Annotated in this window: 24 protein-coding genes and 1 pseudogene; 19 read left to right on the forward strand and 6 right to left on the reverse strand. The window is 73.9% G+C overall.

Annotated elements, in window-relative coordinates:
- Positions 1 to 43 precede the first annotated feature (43 nt).
- On the reverse strand, positions 44 to 1,033 hold the full coding sequence (gene fepB, locus ACFVNO_RS00685) for a Fe2+-enterobactin ABC transporter substrate-binding protein (protein ID WP_355264026.1): 990 nt from the start codon (positions 1,031 to 1,033) through the stop codon (positions 44 to 46).
- Positions 1,034 to 1,091: 58 nt separating this feature from the next.
- Between fepB and ACFVNO_RS00690 the strand changes: the two genes are divergently transcribed.
- Both ACFVNO_RS00690 and fes read left to right on the forward strand, forming a co-directional pair.
- Complete coding sequence (locus tag ACFVNO_RS00690; protein ID WP_355264023.1) at positions 1,092 to 1,556, forward strand: MarR family winged helix-turn-helix transcriptional regulator; 465 nt, start codon at positions 1,092 to 1,094, stop codon at positions 1,554 to 1,556.
- 28 nt (positions 1,557 to 1,584) lie between these two features.
- Entirely contained in the window at positions 1,585 to 2,898 is a 1,314-nt protein-coding gene (gene fes, locus ACFVNO_RS00695; protein WP_378888169.1) for an enterochelin esterase, read from the forward strand.
- 4 nt (positions 2,899 to 2,902) lie between these two features.
- Here the strand turns inward: fes and ACFVNO_RS00700 are convergent, their stop codons facing one another.
- Positions 2,903 to 3,940: a nitronate monooxygenase gene (locus ACFVNO_RS00700; RefSeq protein ID WP_378888172.1), complete on the reverse strand. Its 1,038-nt coding sequence runs from the start codon at positions 3,938 to 3,940 to the stop codon at positions 2,903 to 2,905.
- A 73-nt stretch (positions 3,941 to 4,013) separates the two neighbouring features.
- Positions 4,014 to 5,255 (reverse strand): MFS transporter, encoded by a 1,242-nt coding sequence (locus tag ACFVNO_RS00705; RefSeq protein WP_355264014.1) that lies wholly within the window; start codon positions 5,253 to 5,255, stop codon positions 4,014 to 4,016.
- Positions 5,256 to 5,573: 318 nt separating this feature from the next.
- Here ACFVNO_RS00705 and ACFVNO_RS00710 point away from each other — a divergent pair, with 318 nt between their 5' ends.
- Complete coding sequence (locus tag ACFVNO_RS00710; RefSeq protein ID WP_355264011.1) at positions 5,574 to 6,335, forward strand: SDR family NAD(P)-dependent oxidoreductase; 762 nt, start codon at positions 5,574 to 5,576, stop codon at positions 6,333 to 6,335.
- An 18-nt stretch (positions 6,336 to 6,353) separates the two neighbouring features.
- Here ACFVNO_RS00710 and ACFVNO_RS00715 read toward each other — a convergent pair.
- Together ACFVNO_RS00715 and ACFVNO_RS00720 are read right to left on the reverse strand one after the other, a co-directional pair.
- Positions 6,354 to 6,566, reverse strand: a pseudogene (locus ACFVNO_RS00715) (HPr family phosphocarrier protein); the annotation flags it as partial.
- 32 nt (positions 6,567 to 6,598) lie between these two features.
- Positions 6,599 to 7,552 (reverse strand): 1-phosphofructokinase family hexose kinase, encoded by a 954-nt coding sequence (locus tag ACFVNO_RS00720; RefSeq protein WP_378888176.1) that lies wholly within the window; start codon positions 7,550 to 7,552, stop codon positions 6,599 to 6,601.
- 308 nt (positions 7,553 to 7,860) lie between these two features.
- Here ACFVNO_RS00720 and ACFVNO_RS00725 point away from each other — a divergent pair, with 308 nt between their 5' ends.
- The 14 genes from ACFVNO_RS00725 to ACFVNO_RS00790 all read left to right on the forward strand — a co-directional run bounded on the left by ACFVNO_RS00725 (position 7,861) and on the right by ACFVNO_RS00790 (position 20,939).
- Positions 7,861 to 8,622: a DeoR/GlpR family DNA-binding transcription regulator gene (locus ACFVNO_RS00725; RefSeq protein ID WP_220564644.1), complete on the forward strand. Its 762-nt coding sequence runs from the start codon at positions 7,861 to 7,863 to the stop codon at positions 8,620 to 8,622.
- A 139-nt stretch (positions 8,623 to 8,761) separates the two neighbouring features.
- Entirely contained in the window at positions 8,762 to 9,877 is a 1,116-nt protein-coding gene (gene mtlA, locus ACFVNO_RS00730; RefSeq protein WP_355264005.1) for a PTS mannitol transporter subunit IICB, read from the forward strand.
- On the forward strand, positions 9,874 to 10,182 hold the full coding sequence (locus ACFVNO_RS00735) for a PTS lactose transporter subunit IIB (RefSeq protein WP_355264002.1): 309 nt from the start codon (positions 9,874 to 9,876) through the stop codon (positions 10,180 to 10,182). The genes mtlA and ACFVNO_RS00735 overlap by 4 nt, the downstream gene beginning before the upstream one ends.
- The gene (locus ACFVNO_RS00740; protein WP_220564647.1) at positions 10,172 to 10,627 is read left to right on the forward strand and encodes a PTS sugar transporter subunit IIA; all 456 of its coding nucleotides are present in this window, start codon (positions 10,172 to 10,174) and stop codon (positions 10,625 to 10,627) included. Before ACFVNO_RS00735 ends, ACFVNO_RS00740 begins: the two co-directional genes overlap by 11 nt.
- Positions 10,628 to 10,827: 200 nt before the next feature.
- On the forward strand, positions 10,828 to 11,868 hold the full coding sequence (locus ACFVNO_RS00745) for a zinc-dependent dehydrogenase (RefSeq protein ID WP_355263999.1): 1,041 nt from the start codon (positions 10,828 to 10,830) through the stop codon (positions 11,866 to 11,868).
- A 115-nt stretch (positions 11,869 to 11,983) separates the two neighbouring features.
- The gene (gene ptsP, locus ACFVNO_RS00750; protein WP_355263996.1) at positions 11,984 to 13,663 is read left to right on the forward strand and encodes a phosphoenolpyruvate--protein phosphotransferase; all 1,680 of its coding nucleotides are present in this window, start codon (positions 11,984 to 11,986) and stop codon (positions 13,661 to 13,663) included.
- A 764-nt stretch (positions 13,664 to 14,427) separates the two neighbouring features.
- The gene (locus ACFVNO_RS00755; protein ID WP_220564650.1) at positions 14,428 to 15,402 is read left to right on the forward strand and encodes a LysR family transcriptional regulator; all 975 of its coding nucleotides are present in this window, start codon (positions 14,428 to 14,430) and stop codon (positions 15,400 to 15,402) included.
- A 308-nt stretch (positions 15,403 to 15,710) separates the two neighbouring features.
- Entirely contained in the window at positions 15,711 to 16,844 is a 1,134-nt protein-coding gene (locus tag ACFVNO_RS00760) for an ABC transporter substrate-binding protein (protein WP_355263993.1), read from the forward strand.
- Positions 16,841 to 17,692: an ABC transporter permease gene (locus tag ACFVNO_RS00765; protein ID WP_355263990.1), complete on the forward strand. Its 852-nt coding sequence runs from the start codon at positions 16,841 to 16,843 to the stop codon at positions 17,690 to 17,692. Before ACFVNO_RS00760 ends, ACFVNO_RS00765 begins: the two co-directional genes overlap by 4 nt.
- Positions 17,692 to 18,564, forward strand: a complete 873-nt coding sequence (locus ACFVNO_RS00770; protein WP_355263987.1) for an ABC transporter permease — start codon at positions 17,692 to 17,694, stop codon at positions 18,562 to 18,564. The genes ACFVNO_RS00765 and ACFVNO_RS00770 overlap by 1 nt, the downstream gene beginning before the upstream one ends.
- Positions 18,561 to 19,343, forward strand: a complete 783-nt coding sequence (locus tag ACFVNO_RS00775) for an ABC transporter ATP-binding protein (RefSeq protein WP_355263984.1) — start codon at positions 18,561 to 18,563, stop codon at positions 19,341 to 19,343. Before ACFVNO_RS00770 ends, ACFVNO_RS00775 begins: the two co-directional genes overlap by 4 nt.
- The gene (locus ACFVNO_RS00780) at positions 19,333 to 19,668 is read left to right on the forward strand and encodes a hypothetical protein (protein WP_378888188.1); all 336 of its coding nucleotides are present in this window, start codon (positions 19,333 to 19,335) and stop codon (positions 19,666 to 19,668) included. Before ACFVNO_RS00775 ends, ACFVNO_RS00780 begins: the two co-directional genes overlap by 11 nt.
- Entirely contained in the window at positions 19,665 to 20,417 is a 753-nt protein-coding gene (locus ACFVNO_RS00785) for an SDR family oxidoreductase (protein ID WP_355263978.1), read from the forward strand. The genes ACFVNO_RS00780 and ACFVNO_RS00785 overlap by 4 nt, the downstream gene beginning before the upstream one ends.
- Positions 20,418 to 20,441: 24 nt before the next feature.
- Positions 20,442 to 20,939, forward strand: coding sequence for a 2,4'-dihydroxyacetophenone dioxygenase family protein (locus ACFVNO_RS00790; RefSeq protein WP_220564655.1), 498 nt, complete (start codon positions 20,442 to 20,444; stop codon positions 20,937 to 20,939).
- An 80-nt stretch (positions 20,940 to 21,019) separates the two neighbouring features.
- Here ACFVNO_RS00790 and ACFVNO_RS00795 read toward each other — a convergent pair whose 3' ends face one another.
- Complete coding sequence (locus ACFVNO_RS00795; RefSeq protein ID WP_355263975.1) at positions 21,020 to 22,210, reverse strand: MFS transporter; 1,191 nt, start codon at positions 22,208 to 22,210, stop codon at positions 21,020 to 21,022.
- Positions 22,211 to 22,361: 151 nt separating this feature from the next.
- On the opposite strand from ACFVNO_RS00795, the gene ACFVNO_RS00800 reads away from it, so the two are divergent.
- A complete protein-coding gene (locus tag ACFVNO_RS00800) occupies positions 22,362 to 22,952 on the forward strand; it encodes a dihydrofolate reductase family protein (RefSeq protein WP_355263972.1) in 591 nt (196 codons plus the stop codon).
- Positions 22,953 to 23,087: 135 nt separating this feature from the next.
- A complete protein-coding gene (locus ACFVNO_RS00805; RefSeq protein ID WP_355263969.1) occupies positions 23,088 to 26,081 on the forward strand; it encodes a glycoside hydrolase family 38 C-terminal domain-containing protein in 2,994 nt (997 codons plus the stop codon).
- Positions 26,082 to 26,084 lie beyond the last annotated feature (3 nt).

Below are 26,084 nucleotides of genomic sequence, written 5' to 3' on the forward strand. Positions count from 1 at the left end.
GGCGCGCACGGGGGCGGCCGGCCCGCCCCCGTGCGAGCGGTCCTCAGGAGGGGAGGACCTCGGTCAGGCGCTCGGCCAGCAGGGGGACGCTGTAGTAGTCCATCCGGAACGACGACGGGCCCAGGGTGAAGGCGCGCTCGTCCTCCCAGGCGGGCAGGCTCTCCAGGATGGGGGCCGTCTCCAGGTAGGAGTCGAGCCCGTCGCCCTGCGGGTTCACGAACAGCAGGGTCGCGTCGCCCAGGGCGTCGGCGTTCTCGGGGGCCACGCCGACGATGTCGGTGCGCGCGCCCTGGGTGCTGTCGGCCGCCGCGTCCTCGGGCAGCTCCTGGAGGGTCAGCCCCAGGTCGGTGGCCAGGCGCCCCTGGGCGGACTCGGCGGTGAACACGTTGAACCCGTTGGGGGTGACGCTGAGGACGGCCACCGGCTGCTCGGTGGAGATCCGCGCCGAGGACTCCTCGACCAGGGCGTCGTACTCCCCGGTGATCTCCTCGAACCGGTCGGTGCGGTCCAGGGCCCGGGCGTACTGCTCGGTCAGGTCCACCCAGGAGACGTCGCCCTCGCCGTAGACGACGGTGGGCGCGATCTCGGAGAGCTTCTCGTAGGTCGCCTCGTCGACGGCGTCCGCCCCGAAGCCGTTGCCGACGATGAGGTCGGGCCCGGCGGCGGCGACCGCCTCCAGCGAGATCTCGGGGCCGGGCAGCGGTTCGACACCGCGCTCCTCGGCCACCGGGGCCCACTGGGCGAAGAAGCCGTTGTCGTCGGTGAGGGCGCTGGGGGTGGTGGTGCCGGCGGCGACCACGGGGACGTCCAGGCTCAGCAGGACCGGGGCCGCGGTGACGCTGACGGCGACCACGCTCTGGGGGTCGACGGGGATCTCGGTCTCGCCGTAGATGTGGGTGACGGCCCGGGTCTCCCCGGTGTCCGTGTCCTGCGCCCCGGCGGCTTCGGAGCCGCCCCCGGTTCCACAGGCGCTGAGGGCCATGGTCAGGGCGGCGCCGACGGCTAGGCTGTGCAGGAGCTTTACTTGCTTCATGACAAGCATATTTAGGTATGGCTATCCTAAATGTCAACTTCCGGGAAGTGAGGGACGGATGACGGCGACGTCGCCGACCGGTCAGAACGCACCCGCCGGGACCGCACCCCGCAGGCCCTCGACACGGGACGCGGGCGAGGCGCTGCTGCGCGTCGCCCACCGGGTGGAGGGACTGCTGTCCGAGCTGGCCGCGGAACACGGGCTCACCGCGTTCCAGGCCCGCGCCCTGCGCGCGCTGCACGACGCCTCCTCCCAGGGGGCGCTGGCCCGGCAGTTGGGCTGCACCGCCTCGCGGATCTCGGTCATCACCCGGGAGCTGGAGGAGCGCGGCCTGGTGAGGAAGACCGCCTCCATCAGCGACCGGCGCATGCGGATGGCGCGGCCCACGGCGGAGGGCACCCGGATCGTCGAGGCCATCGGCGCGGGGCTCACCGCCCGGTCCCCGCTCAGCGCCCTGTCCGAGGACCGGGTCGCCGCGCTGTTCGACCTGATGTCCGAGGTGGAGGGCGTTCCCGAAGCCTGAACCCGAGTACGACCGAGGAGGGGGCCGCATGCGGACCCACACGATCCCCCCGCGCCTCAAGCGCACCGTCCGTCCCGAACGGGTGCCCACACCCTGCGTGGCGGAGGCCGCCCGGGACACCGCGGGGTTCTGGGAGTCCGTCCGGCGCACCGGCACCCCGCTGGTGGGCGAGGCCGACGCCGAGGGCCGCCGCACCGTCACCTTCCTGTGGCGGGGCGGCGACGAACTCGCCGACGTCCTGCTGGTGGCCAACAAGATCGCCGACGCCGACTCCTACGACCACAACCGCATGGAGCGGATCCCCGGCACCGATGTCCGGCACCTCACCTACCGGATGCGCGGAGACTGGCGGGCGTCCTACACCATCGCGCCGATCCCCGCCGGCGCCGGGCCGGGCGATCCCGCCGACCTGCCCGAGATGCTGCGCATCCGCCGCGAACGCGCCCTGGCCGTCTCCGACCCGGAGGACCGGCCGGCCGTCGCCCGCTGGTTCGCCGCCCTGGCCCACGCGGTCGCCGACCCGCTGGCCCGCGAGCAGTCGGAGGGGGGCCACTCCGTGGTGTCCCTGCCCGAGGCCCCCGTCCCACCGGCCGGCGACCCCGGCGCGCCCGCGGGCCGGGTGGAGGAGAGGGGGTTCGCCAGCGCCGTCCTCGGCGACAGCCGCCCCGTGTGGGTGCACGAACCCGACCGCAGGCCCCCCGGCGGCCGGCCCTGGCCCGTCGCCCTGCTGCTGGACGGCCGGGACTGGCACGCGGACCTGCCCCGGGTCCTGGACGGGCTCGTCCACACCGGGACCCTGCCGCCGATGCTCACCGTCATGGTGGACTCCCTGGACTTCGCCTCCCGCAGCGAGCAGCTGGCCTGCTCGGACGAGTTCGTCCGCGCCCTGGGCGGCGAACTCCTGCCCCGGCTGGGCGAGAGGTACCGGATCACCGCCGACCCCCGGCGCACCCTCGTCGCCGGGCAGAGCCTGGGCGGGCTCACCGCGATGCATGCCGCCCTCACCGACCCCGACCGGTTCGGCCGGGTGGTCTCCCAGTCGGGCTCGTTCTGGTGGCCCAACGTGGCCGTGGCCGGAGGGGAGAGCGAACGCACCACCGCCCGGGTCGCCGTCGCCGACCGCCTCCCGGACCGCGTCCACCTCTCCGCGGGCACCCACGAGTGGTCCCTGCTCGACCCCAACCGGCGGCTGCGCGACGCCCTGGCCGTCCGCGCCGCGGACCTGGGCGGCGACCCGGGCGCCGTGCTGCTGGAGGAGTACCACGGCGGACACGACCGCGCCTGCTGGCGGGCCGGGCTGCCGGCCGCCCTGGCCTTCGCCACCGGCGACTGGGAGCGCTGACCGGTCAGAGGCGGGCGCCCGCCTGCGCCGCCTCGCGGCGCAGGCGCGCCACCACCTCGGCGGCCGGGTCGTCGGTGGCCCGCCGGAAACCGGTCCCGGCCCACAGCGCCATGCCGCCCGTGTCGGAGGCCCGCGCCGCGGCCGCCCGCAGCGGCCGGGTCATGTGGTGCAGCTCCGGGTAGGCGTACGGGGCCTTGGGGTGCTCGATGATGAACCGGTTGACCAGGCCGCGCGCGGGACGTCCGGTGAACGCCCAGGTCAGGGTGGTCTCGGTGAAGTCGGGGTCGATCAGCGCCAGCTTGTGGGCGGGCTGGGCCCCGCTCTCGGGGCAGCGCAGGAACGCCGTGCCCAGCTGCACCGCCGCCGCGCCCGCCTCCAGCACCGCGGCGGCCTCGCCGCCCGTCATGATCCCGCCCGCGCCGATCACCGGGACCTCGACGGCCCCGGCCAGCGCCACCACCAGCTCCGCGGTCGGCAGTTCGCCGCCGCGCGTCGGGTCGAACGCGGCCCGGTGCCCGCCGGCCTCCACCCCCTGGGCGCACAGGCCGTCGGCGCCGCGGGCCACCGCCAGCAGCGCCTCGTCCACCGAGGTGACGGTGACGACCACCGCGGACCCGGCCTCCTGGAGGCGGCGCAGCACGTTGCCGTCGGGGCAGCCGAACGTGAAGCCCACGACCGGGACGCCCAGCCGTTCCAGGAGGTCGATCTTGGCCTCCCAGGCGTCGTCGTCGTGGACCGGCTCGCCCGGGGCCGTCCCGTGGCGTTCGGCCTCGGCGCCCAGCTCCTCGCGGTAGTCCCGCACCGCGGCGGGGTCGCCGGCGGGCCCGGGCACGAACACGTTCACCCCGAACGCCGACACCCCGAGCCCGCGCACCCGGGCGACCTGCTCCTCCACCTGCTCCGGCGCCAGGTACCCGGCGGCCAGGAACCCCAGGCCCCCGGCCCGGGCCACCGCGCCCACCAGCTCCGGAGTGGAGGCCCCGCCCGCCATGGGCGCCTGGACGAGCGGCCGTTCCCGCAACAGATCCGACAGATGGCTCATGATCCCCCCGCTCTTCCGACCACGTACACGGGCAGGGTAGACGACGCCACCGCGGGGGACCGGGGCCGGACGGTCATTCCGCGGGTTCGGACTCCTGCGCCCGCGCCCCCTCCCGGGGGTCGAAGAAACGGCGCGATTCGGGAAAGGCGTACGCCAGCGGTATCACCGCCAGGGAGCCGACCGTGGAAACCGCCAGAACGGCGACCATCGCGGATTCCAGTCCCCACACGTCCCACGCCCATCCGAAAACGGCGTACGTCGCACCGATCACGGCCAATCCGAGGAACGACATCACCGAGAAAAGCGTATTCCGCGCCTCGTCGCTGTACATGAGGTGCTCCCACGCCACGAACAGCGCCTGGGCCAGCCCGAGCAGGAATTCGGCCAGCACCAGCCCCACAAGCAGCGGCAGCGCGCCCCAGGCCACCAGGAACAGCGGAACGGCGGTGGCGACCGCCGACGCCGGGGCCCACAGGTGCGGGTTGCGCGGATCGATGAAACGGGAGCAGGCCGCCCCCAGCGCCAGGGCCAGGGTCATGCCGAGCAGGACCAGGCCGTTGAACCGGACGTCGCCCCCGTACTCCCGCGCGACCAGGGGCTGCCAGCAGATGACCAGCACCACCTTGGCCGGGGTCGAGCACAGGACCAGGGCGACCAGCGGCACGTAGCGCCGCCCCGCCAGGGCCGTCACCGACTCCCGGAGCAGCCCGGCGACCGAGACGTCCGGCCGTCCGGGGGAGCGCGGGAAGACCAGCGGCGCCACCGCCCCCAGGCCCACCAGCAGCACGCCCGCGGCCAGGATGAGCAGGTCGGCGGAGAGCCAGGTCCCGGCGACCAGCACCGAGGCGGCGCCCGCGACCCCGCCCAGCCGCGAGGAGACCTGCCCCCACCGGGTCAGCCGGGCGACCCGGGCGGTCCGGTCGCGGTCGCCGACCCGGTTGACCACCAGCGCGGTCAGGGTGCCGGTGTGCAGGTGGAAGCCCACCGACCACAGCACCGATCCGACCATGGTCGGGAGCAGTTCGTCGGCCCAGCCGAACAGGGCGAAGCCCGCGCCCCAGACCACCAGGCCCAGCGCCAGCAGCCGCCGGTGGCCGTAGCGGTCGCCCAGCGCCCCGCTGGGCGCCTCCGCCGCCAGCCCGAACAGGGTGCCCGCGGCGACCATGGCCCCCAGCATCCCGGGGTCGAGGCCGCGGCCGAGCAGAACGGTGATGAAAACCGCGCCGAAAGCGAAGTCCGCGGTGGTCGCGGCCAGGGAGAAAAGGGCGTAACGGCGGAGCAGGGGCGGGCGTGGGGGCGGTTCTCCCGAGTCCACACGGGTCCTTTCCGGAGGCGCGGTGTGCGCGGAAAGGAAAAGGCCGTCGAAGGGCCTTTGGATTCCGCGGCGGGCGTCCACGCTAGCACGCGTGAATTTCTCCGGACCACGGGTTTTCGGGTACCGTGCGGCCGGTCCGCGACGGCGCGTGGAACAGCGGCGGGGGACCGCGGCCGGGGACCGTCCGGACGGCCCGGCGCGGGGGCACGGCGGCCCCCGGCGCGCGAATGTGCCGGAGGACACCGGGGGCGGCCGGGACTCCGCCCGGCGGGCCCGGATACGCTCGGCGCGACAGCGAAACCGCAGGAGGATGACCACATGACAGCGACCGCCGTCGTCACCGGTGCCAGCAGCGGTATCGGCGCCGCCACCGCCCGGGGCCTGGCCGCCCGGGGGTACGACGTGGTGCTCGTGGCCCGCCGCGCCGACCGCGTCGAGGAGCTGGCCGCCGAACTCGTCAAGGAGGGGCACAGCGCCCGCGCGTACGTCCTCGACGTCACCGACCGCGGCGCCGTGGACGCCTTCGCCGCCGGGCTGCCCTCCTGCGACGTCCTGGTGAACAACGCGGGCGGCGCCATCGGGACCGAGACCGTCGCCGCCGCCGACCCCGCCGACTGGCGCGCCATGTACGAGGTCAACGTGCTCGGCGTGCTCAACATGACCCAGGCCCTGCTGCCGAAGCTCATCGAGAGCGGCGCGGGCACCGTCCTGGTGGTCAGCTCCGTGGCCGGGCACGTCGTCTACGAGGGCGGCGGCGGGTACGTCGCCGCCAAGCACGGCGCCCACACCCTGGCCGCCACCCTGCGCCTGGAGCTGTGCGGGCAGCCCGTCCGGGTCCTGGAGATCGCCCCGGGCATGGTCAAGACCGAGGAGTTCTCCCTCAACCGGCTGCGCGGCGACGCCGACGCGGCGGAGGCCGTCTACGAGGGCGTGCCCGACCCGCTCAGCGCCGAGGACGTCGCCGACACCATCGTGTGGGCGGTCACCCGGCCGCCGCACGTCAACATCGACCTGATGGTGGTCCGCCCGCGGGCCCAGGCCGCCCAGCACAAGGTCCACCGGGTGAAGCGGGAGGGCTGACCCGGCCCCGTACACGGCGGCGCCCTCGCCCTCGGCGGCGATGGTCACCTCGTCTCCGTGCCCGACCCCCAGGGTCATCACGGCGAGCAGGCTGCCCGCGTTCACCGGGTCCTTGCCCGCCGCGGCGACGGTCACGGGCAGGCCGGTGGCGGTGGCCGCCTGGACGAAGAGGGTGGCGGGTCGCGCGTGCAGTCCTTGGGCGGAACCGACGGCTACGGTGCGCTGGGGCATCTGCTGCTCCTTGTGAGGGGTGGACGGACCGGTCAGGGCCGGTCGACGAGCGAGTCGAGGGGCCGGGAGGGGTCGGGTTCGGACACCACCTCGACGGCGTCCGGCTCGACGTCGTCGGGGGCGGGGATGGTCGTTCCGGGCAGGGACACCGCCGCGGTCCCCCAGGCCACCGCGTTGCGCAGGCGGTCGACCGGGGAGTCGGCGGGGGTGAGGAACCCGGCGAGGGCGCAGTCGCCCGCGCCCACGGTGCTGCGGGTGCGGACCCGGGGGCCGCGCGCCCACCACGTGTGTTCGGGCCCCACGAGTATGGCACCGTGCCCGCCCAGGGTCACGAGGGCGGAACCGTTGCCGTGGGAGAGGAGCTCCCGGGCGGCGGCGGCGACCTCGCCGACGGTGGCGGGGGTGCGCCCGGTCAGCTCCGACAGCTCTTCCAGGTTGGGCTTGGCCAGGCCGATCGACCCGGCGCGCACCGCGGCCTCCAGGGGTTTGCCGGAGGTGTCCAGGGCCAGGGGCACCCCGTAGGCGGCGGCCAGCCCGGCCACCCGCACGTAGAAGTCCTCTCCCGCGCCCGCCGGCAGGCTTCCGCTGGCCACGATCCATTCCGGGCGCTGTGCCAGCTCGTCCTCCAGGACGGCCAGCAGGGTGTCGGCCTCGGAGGGGGAGAGCGTGGGGCCCGGGGCGTTGACCTTGGTGGTGGTGCCGTCGGCCTCGGTGATCGCGATGTTGGCGCGGGTCTCGCCCTCGATGGGGACGGCGAGCCGCGGCAGGTCGCCGAGCAGGGCGGTGAGTTCGGCACCGCCGCCCCCGCCGACAGGGAGGATCGCACGCGTTTCCACGCCGGCCAGGTGCAGGGCCCGGGCGACGTTGACGCCCTTGCCGCCCGCCTGGGCGCGCGTGGCGTCGACCCGCAGGACCTCGCCCCGGATGAGGCGGTCCACCTCCAGGGTGTGGTCCACGCTCGGGTTGGGGGTGAGGGTCAGGATCATGGGAGCTCTTTTCGCGGTCGCTGCGCCCGGCCCGGTCCGGATGTTGGACTGCCTTTGATTATGTGTGTTCATCTGCGTGTGTCAACACGGTTGTCCTCTGGTTTCCGGTTCGAGTGTCGCCCCCGGGGTGTGCCGGTCGGCGCCCGCGAGGCGCGCGGCCAGTGGCTATAGGGGTTCCCTGTCGCATCGGCGGTGGCCGGATGTGGTCGCGGGGCCTTACTGGGATATTGGAGGAAGGTACCCCTTGTGTGTCCCAGGCAACACGATTAAACTCACCGAAAACCACACCGAAACACAGGTGATCCAACATGTACGCGGAAGAGCGCCAGCAGGCGATCCTCGAACGCGCCCGCCGGGACGGCCGGGTCGACGTGACGGGGCTCGCCGCGGAGTTCGACGTCACCTACGAGACCATCCGGCGGGACCTCACGGCGCTGGAGCGCCACGGGGTCCTGCGGCGGGTCCACGGCGGCGCGATCCCCGTCGAGCGCCTGGGCTTCGAGCCCGCGCTCAACGTGCGCGACTCCGTGATGACCCAGGAGAAGGAGCGGATCGCCAAGGCCGCGATCGAAGAACTCCCGGAGGAGGGGGCGATCCTCCTCGACGCGGGGTCCACCATCGGACGCCTCGCCGAGCAGCTGCCCGCCGACCGGGAACTCACCGTCGTCACCAACTCCCTCTCCATCGCCCTCACCCTCACCACGCGCACCAACATCAACCTGATGTTCCTCGGCGGCCGCCTGCGCACCCGGACGCAGGCCACCGTCGACGCGTGGGCCCTGAGGTCGCTGGCCGAGTCCTTCGTGGACGTCGCCTTCATGGCCACCAACGGCATCTCCGTCGAACGCGGGCTCACCACGCCCGACCCGGCGGAGGCCGAGGTGAAGCGCTCCATGATCGCCTCGGCCCGGCGTGCCGTCCTCCTCGCCGACCACACCAAGGTCGGCAACGACCACTTCGCCCGATTCGCCTCCGTCGAGGACCTGGACCTGGTCATCACCGACCAGGGTCTCGCCGGGGGTCTCGCCGACGAGCTGGAGGCCGCCGGACCCTCGGTCCGGGTGGTCTGACCAGGACCGGCGCCCGTCCGACCGAGGTGCGCGGCCCCTCCCGCCGCACCTCCCCGTCCAGCCGGCCGGGCGCCCCGCCCACACCACACCACCGCAGGCGCGGCCCAGGCCCGCCGCACCTCCCAGGAGGTCCCCCAACATGTCCACCGAACAGCGGCAGAGCACGGCGCTCGCCTCGGCCCGGTCCGGAGTCCAGCGCTTCGGCGGGTTCCTCTCGGGCATGGTCATGCCCAACATCGGCGCGTTCATCGCCTGGGGCCTGATCACCGCCCTGTTCATCCCCACCGGCTGGTGGCCCAACGAGTACCTGGGCCAGCTGGTGGATCCGATGATCAAGTTCCTGCTCCCGCTGCTCATCGCCTACACCGGCGGCACCATGGTGCACGGCCAGCGCGGCGGTGTCGTCGGCGCGGCGGCCACCATGGGCGTGATCGTCTCCGCGGACATCCCGATGTTCCTGGGCGCGATGATCATGGGCCCGCTCGCCGCGTACCTCATGAAGCAGGCCGACAAGCTGATCCAGCCGCGCATCAAGGCCGGCTTCGAGATGCTCGTCAACAACTTCAGCGCGGGCATCCTCGCCGCCCTCCTCGCGGTGGTGGGCGCCTACGCCGTCGGCCCCGTCGTGGGCCGCATCGCCGACGCGCTCGGCGCCGGGGTGCAGTTCCTCATCGACAACAGCCTGCTGCCGCTCGTCTCGGTGATCGTCGAGCCCGCGAAGGTGCTGTTCCTCAACAACGCCATCAACCACGGCGTGTTCACCCCGCTGGGCACCGCCCGCTCCGCCGCCGACGGCAGCGCGATCGAGTTCCTCATCGAGACCAACCCCGGCCCCGGCCTGGGCATCCTCATCGCCTGCATGCTCTTCGGCCCGCGGATCAGCCGCGCCACCGCGCCCGGCGCGATCATCATCCACTTCTTCGGTGGAATTCACGAGATCTACTTCCCGTACATCCTCGCGCAGCCCAAGCTGATCCTGGCCGCCATCGCCGGCGGGATGTCGGGTGTGGCCACCTTCATGGTGATGGACGCGGGCCTGATCTCGGCGGCCTCCCCGGGCAGCATCATCGCCCTGATGGCCGTCACCCCGCCCGGCGGGCACCTGTCCGTCCTGGCCGGCGTCACCGTCGCCACCGCGGTGTCCTTCGTGGTCGCCTCGCTCCTGCTCGGCTTCGGCCGGGCCGAGCGCAAGGCCGCCCGCGAGGAGGCCGCCGCCCAGAAGAACTCCGCGAGCACTGAGGAGAACGTCGCATGAGCAGCATCCAGGGTTCCGATGTCAAGAAGGTCGTCGTGGCCTGCGACGCCGGGATGGGCAGCAGCGTCCTGCTGACCACCCAGCTCAAGGGCAGCCTGGGCAAGTACGGGGTGACCGTCGAGCACGCCCCCGTGGACCGCATCCCCGAGGACGCCGACCTGGTCCTGACCCAGGAGGGCCTGGCCGCCCGCGCCCGCACCCGGGTGCCGGGCACCGTGGTCAAGGGTTTCCGGATGTTCCTGGGCGACCCCGTCTTCACCGAGGTCGAGAGCGCCATCAGGGACGGTGGCACCCTTGCCGACTGAACCCGCCCGGCTGGTCCTGACCGAGGACGCCGTCCGACTGGGCCGCACCGCGAAGGACCGGGCCGACGTCATCGACCAGTGCGGGGAACTGCTCCTCGAACTCGGCGCGGTCGACCCCGGCTACCTGCCCGCCATGCACGAGCGCGAGGCGTCGGTGTCCACCTTCCTCGGGGAGGGGGTCGCCATCCCGCACGGGACCGACCCGTCCCGGGTCCACGTCAAGAGGACCGGGCTGGCCGTGATCCAGTTCCCCGAGGGGGTCGACTGGGGCGGGTCCACCGTCCACGTCGCCATCGGCATCGCCGCGACCGGTGAGGAGCACCTGGGCATCCTCACCGCCCTGGCCGGGGTCCTCACCGACCCCGAGAAGGCCGCCCGGCTGCGCGGGGCCACCGACCCCGCCGACGTCGTCGGGCTCCTCGACCCGCCCGCCGCGGACGGCTGACCCGGCGGGCCGCCGGGGCCCGGCCGTCCTCCCCGCCCGTCCGACCACTCCCCGGACGGGCGGGGACCGCCCGTCCCACCGGCCGCCCGCCGTCCTCAACGGACGCCCACGGCGCGGCGTCCCCCGCTCACCGAAACCCACCGGTGCGGTCGTTCCCGCGCGGACGACCCCGTGCCGGACCGCATCCTGAAAGGCCGAACATGCTCGTCGCCCGCTTCTACGCACCCGGTGACCTCCGCCTCGAACAGGCACCCGAGCCCACCGCAGGACCCGGGCAGCTCAAGATCGCCGTCGTCAACTGCTCCACCTGCGGTACCGACGTCAAGATCTTCCGCCACGGGCACCACCACATCGACCCGCCCCGGGTCATCGGCCACGAGATCGCCGGCCGCGTCGTCGAGGTCGGCGACGGGGTGGAGGGCTGGGCCGAGGGCGACCGGGTCCAGATCATCGCCGCCATCCCCTGCGGCACCTGCGCCGAGTGCGGCGACGGCCGGTTCACCGTGTGCTCGCGCCAGCAGTCCATGGGCTACCACTACGACGGCGGCTTCGCCGAGTACATGGTCGTCCCCGAGGCCGTGCTGGCCGTCGACGGCGTCAACCGCATCCCCGAGGGCCTGGACTACGCCGAGGCCTCCGTCGCCGAACCGCTCGCCTGCGTCCTCAACGGCCAGGAGATCGCCGGGGTCGGCGAGGGCGACACCGTCGTGGTCATGGGCGCCGGGCCCATCGGCTGCCTGCACGTCCGCCTGGCCCGCGCCAAGGGCGCGAAGAAGGTGTACCTGGTGGACGTCAACCGGGGCCGCCTGGACATGTCCGCGCAGATCGTCGGGCCCGACGCCGCCATCTGCGGCGAGGAGGTCGACGCGGTGGAGGAGGTGCTGCGCCTGACCGACGGCCGCGGCGCCGACGTGGTCATCACCGCCGCCGCCTCCGGCCGCGCCCAGGAGGACGCCCTGAAGATGGTCGCCCGCAGCGGCCGGATCAGCTTCTTCGGCGGGCTGCCCAAGGACAACCCGATCATCTCCCTGGACTCCAACCTCGTCCACTACCGGGAGATCTCCATCTTCGGCGCCAACGGCTCCAGCCCCGAGCACAACAAGCGCGCCCTGGAGCTCATCGCCTCCGGCGCCGTGCCCGTCGCCGACCTGATCACCGAGCGGATGGCGCTGTCCGACGTGCACAAGGCCATCGAGACCGTGGCCGCCGGGACCGCCATCAAGGTGACCATCCAGCCCTGACCCGTCCACAGGCCGGGAGTAGGGGCTACCGAGATCGGCCCCGCTGGGGTTCCCTGATAGGGGGACCCCTCCCGGCCCGCCCCGGCCCACCCACTCACCGACCCACGGAGCGACCATGGCGCACACCCGATCCCTCTCCTCCCTCGGCGGCATCCCGGCGGCGCCGGGCGCGGCGGTCGGCCCGGTGGCGCGCATGGCGCCCCCGCCGCGCCTGCCCGACCACCGCCCCGCGGCGGGGGACCCCGGCGCCGAGGCGGAGGCCGCCCGCGCGTCCCTGGAGGAGGTGGCGGCCGGGCTCGACGCCCAGGCCGCCGGCCTCGGCGGAGAGGCCGCGGCGGTGCTCGGCGCCCAGGCCCTGATGGCCCGCGACCCCGAGCTGGCCCGCCGGGTCGGCGAGCGGGCCGCCGCGGGCGATCCGGCCGCCTGGGCGGTGCACGCCGCCTGCGAGACCTACCGCGACCTGCTCAAGGCCGCCGGCGGCTACCTCGCCGAGCGCGCCGCCGACCTCGCCGACATCCGCGACCGGGCGGTGGCCCTGCTGCTGGGGCTGCCCATGCCGGGCCTGCCCGACCCGGGCGTCCCGCACGTTCTGGTCGCCGACGACCTCGCCCCCGCCGACACCGTCCACCTGGACCCGGCCAGGGTCCTGGGGATCGTCACCCGGTACGGCGGACCCACCAGCCACACCGTCATCCTCTCCCGCTCGCTGGGCATCCCGGCGGTGGTCGGCTGCGGGGGAGCCGACACCCTCGCCGACGGCACGGTGGTGGCGGTCGACGGCGACACGGGCTCCGTGGTCGCCGACCCGGACGAGGCCCTCGTGCAGCGGGTGCGCCGGCGCGCCGAGCAGCGGCGCGCCCTGGCGGAGTCGGCCACCGGGCCGGGGGCCACCGCCGACGGGGTGTCCGTCCCGCTGCTGCTCAACATCGGGGAGGGGGACCCGGAGGCGGCCGCCGCCCACGACAGCGAGGGGGTGGGGCTGCTGCGCACCGAGTTCCTGTTCCTGGACCGCACCGAGCCGCCCACCCGCGAGGAGCAGACCGCCTCCTACATCCGGCTGTTCTCGGCCTTCTCCGGGCGCCCGATCACCGTGCGCACCCTGGACGCGGGCTCGGACAAGCCGCTGGCCTTCGTCCCGATGGGCGCGGAGGACAACCCCGCCCTCGGGGTGCGCGGCTACCGCACCGCCCGGATGCACCGCGAACTGCTGGTGGACCAGCTCGCCGCCATCGCGGCGGCCACCAAGGAGACCGGGGCCGACGTCCGGGTGATGGCGCCGATGGTGTCCACGCCCAGGGAGGCGGGGGAGTTCGCCGACCTCGCCCGCGCCCAGGGGGTGACCCGGGTGGGGGTGATGATCGAGGTCCCCGCCGCGGCGCTGCTCGCCGACCGGCTGCTGTACGAGGTGGACTTCGTGTCCATCGGCACCAACGACCTCGCCCAGTACACGATGGCCGTCGACCGTACCCTGGGCGCGCTGCCGGACCTGCTGGACCCGTGGCAGCCGGCGCTGCTGTCCCTGATCGGCACCGTGGGCAAGGCGGGCGACCACCTGGGCGTCCCGGTGGGCGTGTGCGGTGAGGCCGCCGCCGACCCGCTGCTGGCCCTGGTCCTGGTGGGCCTGGGGGCGACGAGCCTGTCGATGTCGGCCCCCGCCCTGCCGGGGGTGCGCCACGCCCTGGCCGGCCACAGCCTGGACGAGTGCCGCCGCCTGGCCCACCTCGCCCTGGCGGCCGCGGGGGCGGGCCAGGCCCGTGAGGCCGTCCGGTCGGCCGCCCGCACCGAGACGCCGTGACCGCCGCTGCGGCGGGGGAGCGGGCCCTGTCGCAGCGACCGGACGCTGCGGCCGTGCCCCCGCCGCAGCCCCGACCTCCGCGCCCGGACGCCGAACCGTTCCGGAGGCCGTGCCCGCTGCCTCCGCGCGGGTGGGCGGCTGGTCGTGCTGTGGTGAAGAGGGCTTCGGCAACGGGCCACCGGGGACGTGTCCCGTCCGGAACCGCCCTGGCGGCCGTGCCCACGGCCTCCGCCCGGGTCGGTGCCCCGGGGCCGGACGGCACCACGGCCCGTTCCGGAGGCCGTGCCCGCAGCCTCCGCCCGGGATGGCGCGCGGTGGTGGAGAGGACTTCGGCAACGGGCCATCGGGGACATGTCCCGGACGCCGAACCGTTCCGGTGACCGCGCCCGCCGCACCCGCCCGGGGCGCCGTTCCGGGGGCGGAGCCCCCATCGCCCCCGAGGGGCGGTGGACCCCGATCGTCGCGGTGGTGCGACCCGGCCGTGGGACCGGCCCGGAGCACCGGCCGCGACCCGGGGCGCCGTTCGCCTGACCGGGCGGCGCCCCCGCGGCGGGGGCGGCCTGGAAACCGCTCCCGCCGCCTCTGATCAGCGGTTCGGCGGGGAACGACGAGCCGGATGGGAGTATCAGGATAACCAATAGTCCGGGGGGAAATGGTACTCGGTTCCCTGTGTCGAGGGTTACACCCTGTTTTTGGGTGTATACGCGTTTTGTATCCTGCGTAACACCAGCCCCAGCGACAACTTTATACGGGAGCGAATCCGCATGCTCGACACGGACATACGTCTGGAATGGTTCGTATCCTTCCTGGCCGTGATCGACACCGGGAGTTTCGTCGCCGCAGCCGAGTCCACCCGGCGGTCCCAGCCCCGGGTGAGCCAGCACGTGGCGGCGCTGGAACGGGAGATCGGGCAACCCCTCTTCGACCGCAAGAAGCGCCCGGTCCGGCTCACCGAGGCGGGCGCGGCCCTGGCCGTGCAGGCCCGCAACGTCCTCCACGCCCTGGAGGAGGCGGAGTCGGCGATGGCGCCCTGGCGCGGCGGCGCCCTGGGCATCGTCTCGCTGGGCTCCTACCCCAGTGTCAGCGCCGCCTTCGTCCCCGACCTGCTGCGCGACCTGGCCGACCGCGAGCCCGACATCAGGGTGATCCTGTCCGAGCGCGCCACCCTGGAGCTGGACGAGGCCCTCATCGCCGGCGACGTCGACCTCTACCTGCGGCCCATGCTCCCCCGGCCCGCCTCGGAGTCCGTCAACTGCCTGCCCCTGTGGCGCGAGCCCCTGGTGGTCGTGCACGCCGAGGGCCACCCGCTGGACCTGGTCCCCGACCCCGTCCCGCTGGACGAGGTGGCCGCGCACCCCATCGTCTCGATCGGCCGCCTGGACGCCCCGGAGACCTCCGAGTTCGAGACCTACCAGGTGTTCCGCGACCACGGGCTGGCCATAGAGCCGGTCCAGGCCACCAACCAGCCCCAGACGCTGGTGTCCCTGGTCGCCCGGGGGATCGGCGTCGGCGTCACCAACTGGCTGGCGGCCCACACGGCCGACACCACCGGGGTCCGGGTGCGGTCGCTGGCCGGGGCGCCCGAGCGCGGCGTGGCCGTGTGCTGGGACTCCACCCGGCCCCTCACCCCCGCCGCGCGGATCGTCCTGAAGGAGATCTCGGAGAGGAAAGTTCCCGAGGGGACCATTCGTATCCCGAATAAAGCGGGTGTCCGGCGAGAGGTCCCCAGGCCCCGCTGAGCCCCTCTCTGCAGGTCCGCGCCGTCAGTATTCGGCTTCCTGATATCCCCATAAGGGAATTGCTCTTAACGGTCCCCCCGATATCTCGGTACGGTCGTGGGCGACGGCGCGAGGAGGATTCGCCAGGTCACCACCCTGACCCGCCCCCCGCACCTAAACCCACCCCGTCCCTTCCCCGACCCCCTGCGTTCCGGCCCTGTCGCGTTCCCCGAGCCGGGCGACCTCCCCGGTCCCCCGCCCGTTCGCGGACGCGTCGTCCCCGTGCGCCCGCGCGAGGGTGTTCGGTCGAGCGAACCGGAAGTTGTCCCATGCCCCGACCCCTTCTTGCCCCCCTCGCCCTCGCGAGCACGCTCGTCCTACTGGCCACGGCCTGCTCCGGAGGATCCACCGTCGACGACGCGGTGGAGGGCGCGGCCGAGCCCGTCAGCGGCTCGCTGAACGCCGGCTACGTCTCGGCCATCGACCAGATCGGCCTCCCCGTCGGCACCGAACTCGGCCTGTTCGAGGAGCAGGGCCTCGACGTCACCCTCGCCGACCCGTTCCCCACCGGTGTGGACGCCATCAACGCCCTGTCCGCGGGAGAGGTCGATATCATCCAGGTCGGCGTCCCCGCCCTGGCCGCCGCCCAGGAGGGCGTGGAGCTGGCCCTGGTCGGCAACTACACCGGCTCCGCGGTCCAGCGCAGCGTGGACGAGACGGCCGCGATGGTCGCCGTCGAGGACTCCGGCATCGACCCCGAGGACCTGAGCACCCTCGAGGGCGCCACGATCGCCACCACCTTCGGTTCCATCAACCACCTGTACCTGCTGGGCCTCCTCAAGGACCTGCGGATCGACGTGGAGGACGTGGAACTGGTCAACACCGCCCCGCCGGACATGCCGGTCGCCCTGGAGACCGGCGGCGCGGACGCCGCGGTCATCTGGGACCCCTGGCCGATCACCATCCAGGACCAGGTCGAGGGCACCTACGAGGTGGTCCGCGGCGGCGGCTACATCCCCTTCATCGGGTACATCGTCACCACCCCGCAGTACCTGGAGGAGAACCCGGAGCTGGTCGAGGCCTTCCTCACCGGCCGCGCCGCCGCCGACCAGTGGATCCGCGAGAACCCCGAGGACGCCGCCGACTCCGCCTCCCGGTGGCTGACCGGCACCGACCCCGAGGTCGCCCTGGCCGCCATGGAGTACAACGTCGAGCAGCTCGACGCCCGCTTCTCCTCCTGCAACTACCTGGCGATGGACACCGTCGCCCTCCTGCTGGAGGAGCAGGAGGCCCTGGAGTACGACTTCGACATCAACGAGCTGTTCGTCCCGGGCCCGATCCTGTCGGTGGAGGAGAAGAACCCGGAGCTCTTCTCCGACCTGGCCGAGGTGCCCACCGACGCCCGCATCGAGGCCGACTACACGTTCATCCGCGAGGTAGCACAGAACTCGTGCGCGGTATGAGTGAAACCCCCGTCCGGGGCACCGCCCCGGCGGCGCCCCGTCCCGGTGCGGCCGTTCCACGCCGCGGCCGCACCGGGTCGTGGGCCGCGGACCTCGCCTGGTTCGTGGTCCCGCTGGCGGTCCTGGTGGCCCTGTGGGCGGCGGCCGTCGCCGCCACCGGGGTCCCCACACGGGTCTTCCCCCAGGTCACCGATGTGGCCCGGGCCCTGTGGGACATGGCCGTCAGCGGCGAGCTGGCCCGGCACCTGGGCGCCAGCCTCTACCGGGTCATGGTGGGCTCGGTGATCGCCGTCGCCACCGCCCTGCCCTTCGGGATCGCCCTGGGTGCAAGCCGCGCCCTGTCGGCGTTCTTCTCGCCGCTGCTGCGGTTCTCGGTGGCGCTGGCGGGCATCGCCTGGATCCCCATCGCCACCCTGTGGCTGGGCTACGGCGACGGCGCGGTGATCTTCATCGTCTGGAACGCGATGTTCTTCGCGCTCGCCTACAACACCATGCTGGGCGTGCGCCGCATCCCGACCTCGCTGCTGCGCTCGGCCCGCTCCCTGGGGGCGGGTCCGTGGCGGCTCTTCTGGGAGGTGCTGCTGCCCGGGGCGATGCCCAGCGTCATCTCGGGCCTGCGCATCGGCCTGGGCTACGGCTGGCGCGGCCTGGTCGCGGCGGAGATCATCGCGACCCACGCCGGCCTGGGCTACACGCTCTTCCTGGCCCAGACCTCGTTCTCGACCGACGTCATCATCGCCGCGATGGTGATCATCGGCGTCCTGTGGCTCTGCACGGACCGGCTGCTGCTCGCCCCGCTCGAACGGCGCACGGTCCGGCGCTGGGGCATGACCTCCGGGGAGGGGTGATGGCGGTGCGCTCCGCCGAACGCACGCGGCCGCCGGGTCCCGGCCGGCCCGCCCGCGCCCCGGCCCCGCCGATGCGGCGGCTGTGGCTGCGGCTGACCCGCAGCCCGGTCTTCCGCACGCTGGGGCCCTTCGTCCCCGTGGTCGCCCTGTGGTGGCTGATCGCGGAGCTGGAGGTGTTCCCGCCCGCGTTCTTCGTCGGCCCCGACAGGGTGGTCGCCGAGTTCGCCGAGCTGCTCCGCAAGGGCGTGCTGCCCGGCTACCTGTCCGACTCGCTGGAGCGCCTGGCCTACGGCGCCGGGTTCGGCCTGCTCATCGGCATCCCCATGGGGTTCCTGACGGCGCTGTCCCTGCGGGTGCGCAAGGCGCTGTGGCCGGTCCTGCTGTTCTTCCAGGCGATCGCGGACATCGCCTGGCTGCCGATCGTCATCGTCTGGTTCGGGTTCAGCCTGACCTCGGTCACGTTCGTCATCGTCTACACGGTCGTGTTCCCGCTCATGCTCGCCGTGGTCTCCGGGGTCGAGCAGGTGCCCCGGGAGCTGGTGCTGGCGGCCCGCTCGCTGGGCGCCGGACGCCTGCGGGTGTTCTGGGAGGTGACCGTGCCGGGCGCGCTGCCGTCCATCGCCACCGGGGTGCGCACCGGGCTGGGCTACGGGTGGCGGGCGCTGGTGGCCGCCGAGATCATCGTCGGCACCAGCGGAATCGGGTTCATGATGTTCGACGCCCGCCGGGTGGGCGACGTGAGCCAGGTCTTCCTCGGCATGGTCGTGCTGGGGATCCTCTGGTACATGCTCGACGCCCTCATCCTGGCGCCGTTCGAGAAGGCCACCGTGGAACGGTGGGGATTGGTGCGCGGCATGGAGGACGACGGATGACCGCCCTGGTGATCGACCACCTGGAGAAGACCTACACCGACGCCTACACCGGGGACGAGGTCGTGGCCATCGGCGACGTCTCCTTCACGGTGTCCGAGGGCGAGTTCGTGTCCGTCCTGGGCCCCAGCGGCTGCGGCAAGACCACCGTCCTGAACACGGTCGCCGGGTTCGTCCGGCCCACCTCGGGAACGGTGTCCGTGGCCGGGAACCCGGTCACCGGCCCGGGCCCCGACCGGGGCGTCGTCTTCCAGAACCACGCCCTGTTCCCGTGGAAGACCGTGCTCGGCAACGTGGTCTTCGGCCTGCGCATGAAGGGCATGTCCCGGCGCGAGCGCGAGGAGCGCGGCCGCGAGCACCTGGCCCTGGTCGGCCTCGAGGGCTTCGAGCGCCGCTACCCGCACGAGCTGTCCGGCGGCATGCGCCAGCGCCTCGGGGTCGCCCGGGTGCTGGCCACCGAGCCCGCCGTGATGCTCATGGACGAGCCGTTCGCCAGCATCGACGCCCAGACCCGGCGACGCCTCCAGGAGGACCTCACCCGGATCTTCGAGTCCCGCCGCCCCACGGTGTTCTTCGTGACCCACGACATCGACGAGGCGGTGTTCCTCTCGGACCGGATCGTCGTCCTGTCGGGGCGGCCCAGCACGGTCCGGGAGATCGTCGACGTCGACCTGCCCCGGCCCCGGACCTGGGACGCGGCTGTGGACGACCCGGGGTTCCGCGCCACCGTCGCCCACGTCAACGGCCTGCTGGCCGAGGGCGAGGCGGCCGATGTGGAGTAGAGCGGCGGCCTCGCCCACCCTGCGCCGGATCGCCGCCCTCGTCCTGGCGGTCCTGCTCTACCAGGGCTGGCTCACCTTCCAGGCGGTCGGCAAGGCAGAGCCCGGTCTGGGCGACAACCCCGACGAGCGCGGCCGCTTCCCGGTGGACGTGGTCCTGGGCTTCCCGCCCGAGCGGTACCACATCCTGCGGCTGCAGGACCACGGCCGGATCGCCGGGACCGACGGCACCACCGTCCACCTGCGCGGGGTGTCCCCCGCCGGGGTGGACGCCCTGGCCCGCGAGTACTGGATCGACGCGCTCGCCATTCCCGAGGAGGAGCGTTGACCCCCGACGCACCCCACCACCCCCGAGAGGAGCCCATGGCCGAGAACCCCTCCCCGGCCGTCGTCGTGGTCGGCGGGACCAGCGGCATCGGGGCGGCCGTCGCCGCCCGGTTCGCCGCCCGCGGCCACCGGGTCGCGGCCTGCGGTCTGCGCGCCGCCGACGCGCCGGCCGACCTGCGCGAGAACGCCGAGGTCACCGAGCTCGACGTCACCGCGCCCGATGCGATCGAGGAGTACCTGGCGGCCTTCGCCGAGGTCTCGGTGCTGGTCAACGCGGTCGGCGTGATCCGCCGCCGCGAGGAGTTCGACCCGGCCGTGTTCGCCAGGGTCATCGAGGTCAACCTCGTCTCGGTCATGCGGGCCTGCACCGCCGCCCGGCCCGCCCTGGCCGCGGCGGGCGGCAGCGTCGTCAACGTCGCCTCGATGCTGAGCTTCTTCGGCGGCCCCCTGGTGCCCGGCTACACCGCCAGCAAGGGCGGCGTCGCCCAGCTCACCCGCTCCCTGGCCGTGGCCTGGGCGGCCGACGGCATCCGGGTCAACGCCGTCGCGCCGGGCTGGATCAGCACCGACCTGACCGGCGGCATCCGCACCGACCCCGCCGCCGAGGCCCGGATCCTGGACCGCACGCCCATGGGCCGCTGGGGAACACCCGCCGAGGTCGCGGGCGCGGTGGAGTTCCTGTGCGGGCCCGACGCCGGGTTCATCACCGGCATCGTCCTGCCCGTCGACGGCGGCTACCTGGCCGCCTGACCCCCTCCCGAGAAAGGCGCAGCCGTGCCCGACAACTCTCCCGTCATCTCCCAGTCCGTCGGCATCCCCGACGAGATCGCGGTCGCCGCGGTCCCGGAGGACCCGCGCGTGTGGGTGCCGCAGGCGCCCAACGTGTGGTTCCGGCCGCTGATGCTCAACACCGTCACCGGGCAGTGGTGCAACCTGCTCAAGGTCACCGCCTCGGGGATCGTCTCCCGCCACCGCCACCCCGGCGCCGTGTTCGGGTACGTCATCGAGGGCCGCTGGCACTACTACGAGCACGACTGGGTGGCCGAGGCCGGGCACTTCGTCTACGAGCCGCCCGGCGAGATCCACACCCTGGCGGTCCCGGAGGACTGCGACCACATGGTCACCTTCTTCAACATCACCGGCGCGATGGTCTACGTCGACGAGAACGGTGCCCAGACCGGGTACGAGGACGTCTTCACCAAGATCGAGATGGCCCGCGCCCACTACGCCTCGGTGGGGCTGGACGGCTATCTGGAGCCGTTCATCCGTTGAGCCGGGGGCCGGTCCGGGGGCGGGTGGGATCCCCCCGGGCCGAGGACCGGTTCCGGGGTGGTGGGATCCCCCGGAGCCGGTCATCTCCGCATGCCCGGCGTGAGCGCGTACACCGCCGCGCACGCGGCCGCGCACGCCAGCCCGCCCACGGCCATCGCGGCCCCCGCGCCCAGCAGCGGGGCGACCAGCCCGGCGCGGAAGTTCCCCAGGTCGGGGCCGGCCACACCGACCGCCTGCTCCAGGGCGCTCACCCGGCCGCGGACGCTCTCGGGGACGGAGGCCTGCACGAGGGTGCCACGGCTCACCACCGACCAGGTGTCGGCGGCGCCCGCCACCGCCAGTGAGGCCAGCAGCACCGCCAGGTGTCCGCTGAGCCCGGCGCAGGCCAGGGCCAGACCCCACACGCACGCGCTCACGGCCATCGCCGTGCCGGGGCGGCCGTACCGGGTGACGGCCCCGCTGAACGCCAGCCCCGCCACCCCGCCCACCGCGACGGCGCTGCCGAACAGGCCCAGGGTGGCCGGGTCGCCGCCGAACCTCTCCTGGTTGATCGCGGGGAACAGCGCCACCGGCATCGCCAGCACGGTGGCGGCCAGGTCCGTCAACAGGGCTCCGCGCACCGGCGGTGTCCGCACCGCGTACCGCAGCCCCTCGGCCATCGCCCCGAACCCCCGCGAGCGGCCCGCGGGAGGGACCGACAGCCCGCGCAGCCCGTACAGGGAGGCCGCGCTGCCCGCGATGTTGACCAGGAAGCACACTTCGCCCCCCGCCGCCGAGGCGAGCAGCCCGGCCAGGGCGGGTCCCGCGAGCATCCCCAGCTGGAGGGCCAGGCCGTTCAGGGCGATCGCGGGGGCGATGAGCCGGTCGCCGACCAGGGCGGGGACCATGGCCTGGCGCGCGGAGCGGCCCACTGCCAGGAGGACGGCGTTCAACCCCATCATCGCCAGGACCGCCGCCGCGGACCCCAGGTACGCGGCCGTCGCCAGGGCCACCGCCGCCGCGCACTGCGCGACGAGCGCGGCCCGGGCCAGCCGGGCGCGGTCGACGGTGTCGATGAACGCCATCCCGACGGGCACGGCCACGAACCACGCCACCGCGCCCACCAGGCCCAGCGCGCCCACCATCACCGTCGAGCGGGTCAGCTCCCACAGTGTGAAGGTCGCGGCGAACATCGTGAACTGGAGGGTCAGCGACGCGAGGGACGACCCGATCCAGAACCGGCGGAAGGGCGGTGCCTCCCGCAGCGGCGTCACATCCAGCAGGAACCTCATCGCGGCGCCGAGGTGAGGCCGGGGGAGGCCAGGGGGGAGGGCATGCGCTCATCGTAGGAGCCCGCGCCGCCCCCCGGAAGGCGCTGCTAGCCTTTCCCGGCCGCCGGCGCCCGGTCGGCGGATCATCCTCCCACCTGATAGGAAATCGCCCGTGCGCAAACTCGTCTACTACGTCGCGGTCACCCTGGACGGGTTCGTCGCCGGCCCCGACGGCGCCGACCCGAGCGGTCCCGGCGGGTTCTGGCCCATCCCCGAGGACTACGTGCGCCACATCGCCGCCGAGTACCCCGAGACCCTCCCCGGCCCGGCCCGCGCGGCGCTGGGCGTGACCGCGGAGGGGACCCTCTTCGACACCGTCGTCGAGGGGCGGCGCTCCTACCAGGTGGGCCTGGACGCCGGTGTGTCCGACGCCTATCCGCACCTGCGCCACCTGGTGTTCTCCCGGACCCTGGGGCAGAGCCCCGACCCCGCCGTCGAGGTGGTCGCCACCGATCCGGTCGCCCGTGTGCGCGAGCTCAAGGCCGAGCCGGGCAGGGACGTCTGGCTGATCGGGGGCGGGGAGCTGGCCGGGGTCCTGTACCCCGAGATCGACCGCCTGGTGGTCAAGCTGGGGCCGCTCACGACGGGGGCCGGGATCCCCCTGTTCGGCCGGGGCGCCGCCTTCGACCCGCGCGTGTGGAACCTGGTGGACCACACCGTCCTGGACAGCGGCGCGCTGTTCCTCACCTACGACCGGGTCTGACGCGCGACGGTCCCCGCCCCCGGGCCCCGGGCGGATCCGGATTCCTCATTTCTCTTTATCCAGAGTGTTGACGAAGTCGTGTGACGTGGGCAACGTGGAGCACGTCGGCCAGGGACGTGACCGAGGAGGTCCACCGTGCACGATGACCGCAAGCTGACCGAGGCGCGCCTGGAGAGGGTCCTGCGCGAACGCGTATGGCCCGCCGTCCACGGCCCGCACGTCCCCCTGGAGGTCTCCCGCTGGGACGCCCCCGGGGAGCCCGTCCCCGCCCACGAGGGCATCAACGCCCCCCACACCCCCGCCGCCGCGGGCGACGCCTGGGGCCCCGCCTGGGGCACCACCTGGTTCCGCTTCCGGGGCCGCGTACCGCAGGAGTGGGCGGGCCGCACCGTCGAGGCCGTCATCGACCTCGGGTTCGACTCGGCCATGCCCGGCTTCCAGGCCGAGGGCCTGGTCCACCGCCCCGACGGGACGGTGGTCAAGGGCCTCAACCCCCGCAACGCCTGGGTCCGCCTCCCCGCCGCCGAGACCGAGGTCGACCTCCACGTGGAGGCCGCCGCCAACCCCGTCATCATGGGGAACCCGCCCTTCCAGCCCACCGACCTGGGCACCGCCCCCGCCGGACCCGACGGCCCGCCCCTGTACCGGCTGGCCCGCGCCGACCTGGCCGTCTTCCAGGAGCAGGTGTGGGACCTGGCCATGGACCTCGACGTCGTCGGCGGCGTCATGCGCGAACTCGACCCCGGCGACCCCCGCCGCTGGGAGCTGCTGCGGGCCGCCGAACGCGCCCTCGACCTGCTCGACCTCCAGGACGTCCCCGGCACCGCCGGGCGCGCCCGCGAGGCCCTGGCGGGGGTGCTGTCCTCCCCGGCCGCGCCCGCCGCCCACCGGCTCTCCGCGGTGGGCCACGCCCACATCGACTCCGCCTGGCTGTGGCCGCTGCGCGAGACCCGGCGCAAGGTCGTCCGCACCGCCGCCAACGTCGTGGACCTCCTGGACGGGCACCCCGAGCTGGTCTTCGCCATGTCGCAGGCCCAGCAGTGGGCGTGGCTCCAGGAGCACCGCCCCGACGTGTTCGCGCGGGCGGCACAGGCGGCGCAGGAGGGCCGGTTCGTGCCGGTGGGCGGCATGTGGGTGGAGTCCGACACCAACATGCCGGGCTCGGAGGCCCTGGCCCGCCAGTTCGTGTACGGCAAGCGGTTCTTCCGCGACGAGCTGGGCATCGACACCCGGGAGGTGTGGCTGCCCGACTCCTTCGGCTACTCCGCGGCGCTGCCCCAGCTCATCCGCCTGTCGGGTTCGCGCTGGTTCCTCACCCAGAAGATCTCCTGGAGCCAGACCAACACCTTCCCGCACCACACGTTCCGCTGGGAGGGCCTGGACGGCACCCGGGTCTTCACCCACTTCCCGCCGGTGGACACCTACAACTCCGAGCTGACCGGCCACGAGCTCGCCCACGCCGCCCGCAACTTCCGGGAGAAGGGCCGCGCCACCCTCTCCCTGGTCCCGTTCGGGCACGGCGACGGCGGCGGCGGCCCCACCCGCGAGATGCTGGGGCGGGCCGCCCGGCTGGCCGACCTGGAGGGCTCCGCGCGGGTGGAGATCCGGCGCCCGGACGCGTTCTTCGCCGAGGCGGAGGCCGAGTACCCGGACGCCCCGGTGTGGTGGGGCGAGCTGTACCTGGAGTTCCACCGCGGCACCTACACCAGCCAGGCCCGGACCAAACAGGGCAACCGCCGCTGCGAGCACCTGCTGCGCGAGGCCGAGCTGTGGTGGACCACCGCGGCGGTGCGCCGCGGCGCCGACTACCCGCACGAGGCGCTGGACCGGATCTGGCGCACCGTGCTGCTCAACCAGTTCCACGACATCCTGCCGGGCAGCTCCATCGCCTGGGTGCACCGGGAGGCCGCCGAGACCTACGCGGAGGCCGAGGCCGAACTCGGCGAACTCATCGACCGGGCCCAGCGCCTGCTGGTCGGCCCGGGCGACGACGTGATCGAGTTCAACGCCGCCCCGCACGACCGCGACGGCGTCCCGGCGCTGGGCGCCGGGCCCCGGGTCGCCCCCGCGGGACGGACCGCCGTCACGGCCTCCGACGACGGGTACCTGCTGGACAACGGCCTGCTCGCCGTCCGGGTGGACGCCCGCGGCCTGGTCACCTCCGTGGTGGACGCGCGGACCGGCCGGGAGGCGCTGGCGGGACCGGCCAACCTGCTCCAGCTCCACCAGGACCTGCCCAACCAGTGGGACGCCTGGGACGTGGACTCCTTCTACCGCAACACCGTCACCGACCTCACCGGCGTGGACGGCATCGAGCCCGTCGACGCGGGCCTGCGGGTCTCCCGCTCCTTCGGCGCCTCCTCGGTCGTGCAGACCCTCACCCTGGCCCCCGGCTCCCGGAGGCTGGACGTGGACACGGTCGTGGACTGGCACGAGAGGGAGAAATTCCTCAAGGCCGCCTTCCCGCTCGACGTGCGCGCCGAGTCCTCCGCCTCGGAGATCCAGTTCGGGCACGTGCGCCGGCCCACCCACACCAACACGTCCTGGGACGCCGCCCGGTTCGAGATCTGCGCCCACCGCTGGGTGCACGTGGCGGAGCCGGGCCACGGGGCGGCGCTGGTCAACGACTCCACCTACGGCCACGACGTCACCCGCGACGTGCGCGGGGACGGCGGCACCACCACGACGGTCCGGCTGTCGCTGCTGCGCGCGCCCCGCTTCCCCGACCCCGACACCGACCAGGGCGAGCACCGGTTCCGGTACGCCCTGGTGCCGGGGGCGACGGTGGCGGACGCGGTCCGCGAGGGGTACCGGCTGAACCTCCCGCCGCGCGAGGTCGGCGGCTCCGGCACGGTGGAGCCGCTGGTGCGGGTGGAGGGCGGGGGCGTGGCCGTGGAGTCGGTCAAGCCCGCCGACGACCGCTCCGGCGACGTGGTGGTCCGCCTGTACGAGTCCCTGGGCGCCCGCACGCGCGCGGACGTGCGCTTCGGCTTCCCCGTGTCGCGGGTGCGCGCGGTGAACCTGCTGGAGGAGGAGTACGAGGGCGCCCCGGAGCTGGAGCCGGGGGAGGGGGGAGTGGCGTTCCCGCTGCGCCCCTTCCAGATCGTCACCCTGCGGCTCACCCGCTGAGCC

Origin of the sequence: Nocardiopsis sp. NPDC057823, from assembly GCF_042797335.1 — a bacterium.
GTDB lineage: Bacteria > Actinomycetota > Actinomycetes > Streptosporangiales > Streptosporangiaceae > Nocardiopsis > Nocardiopsis changdeensis.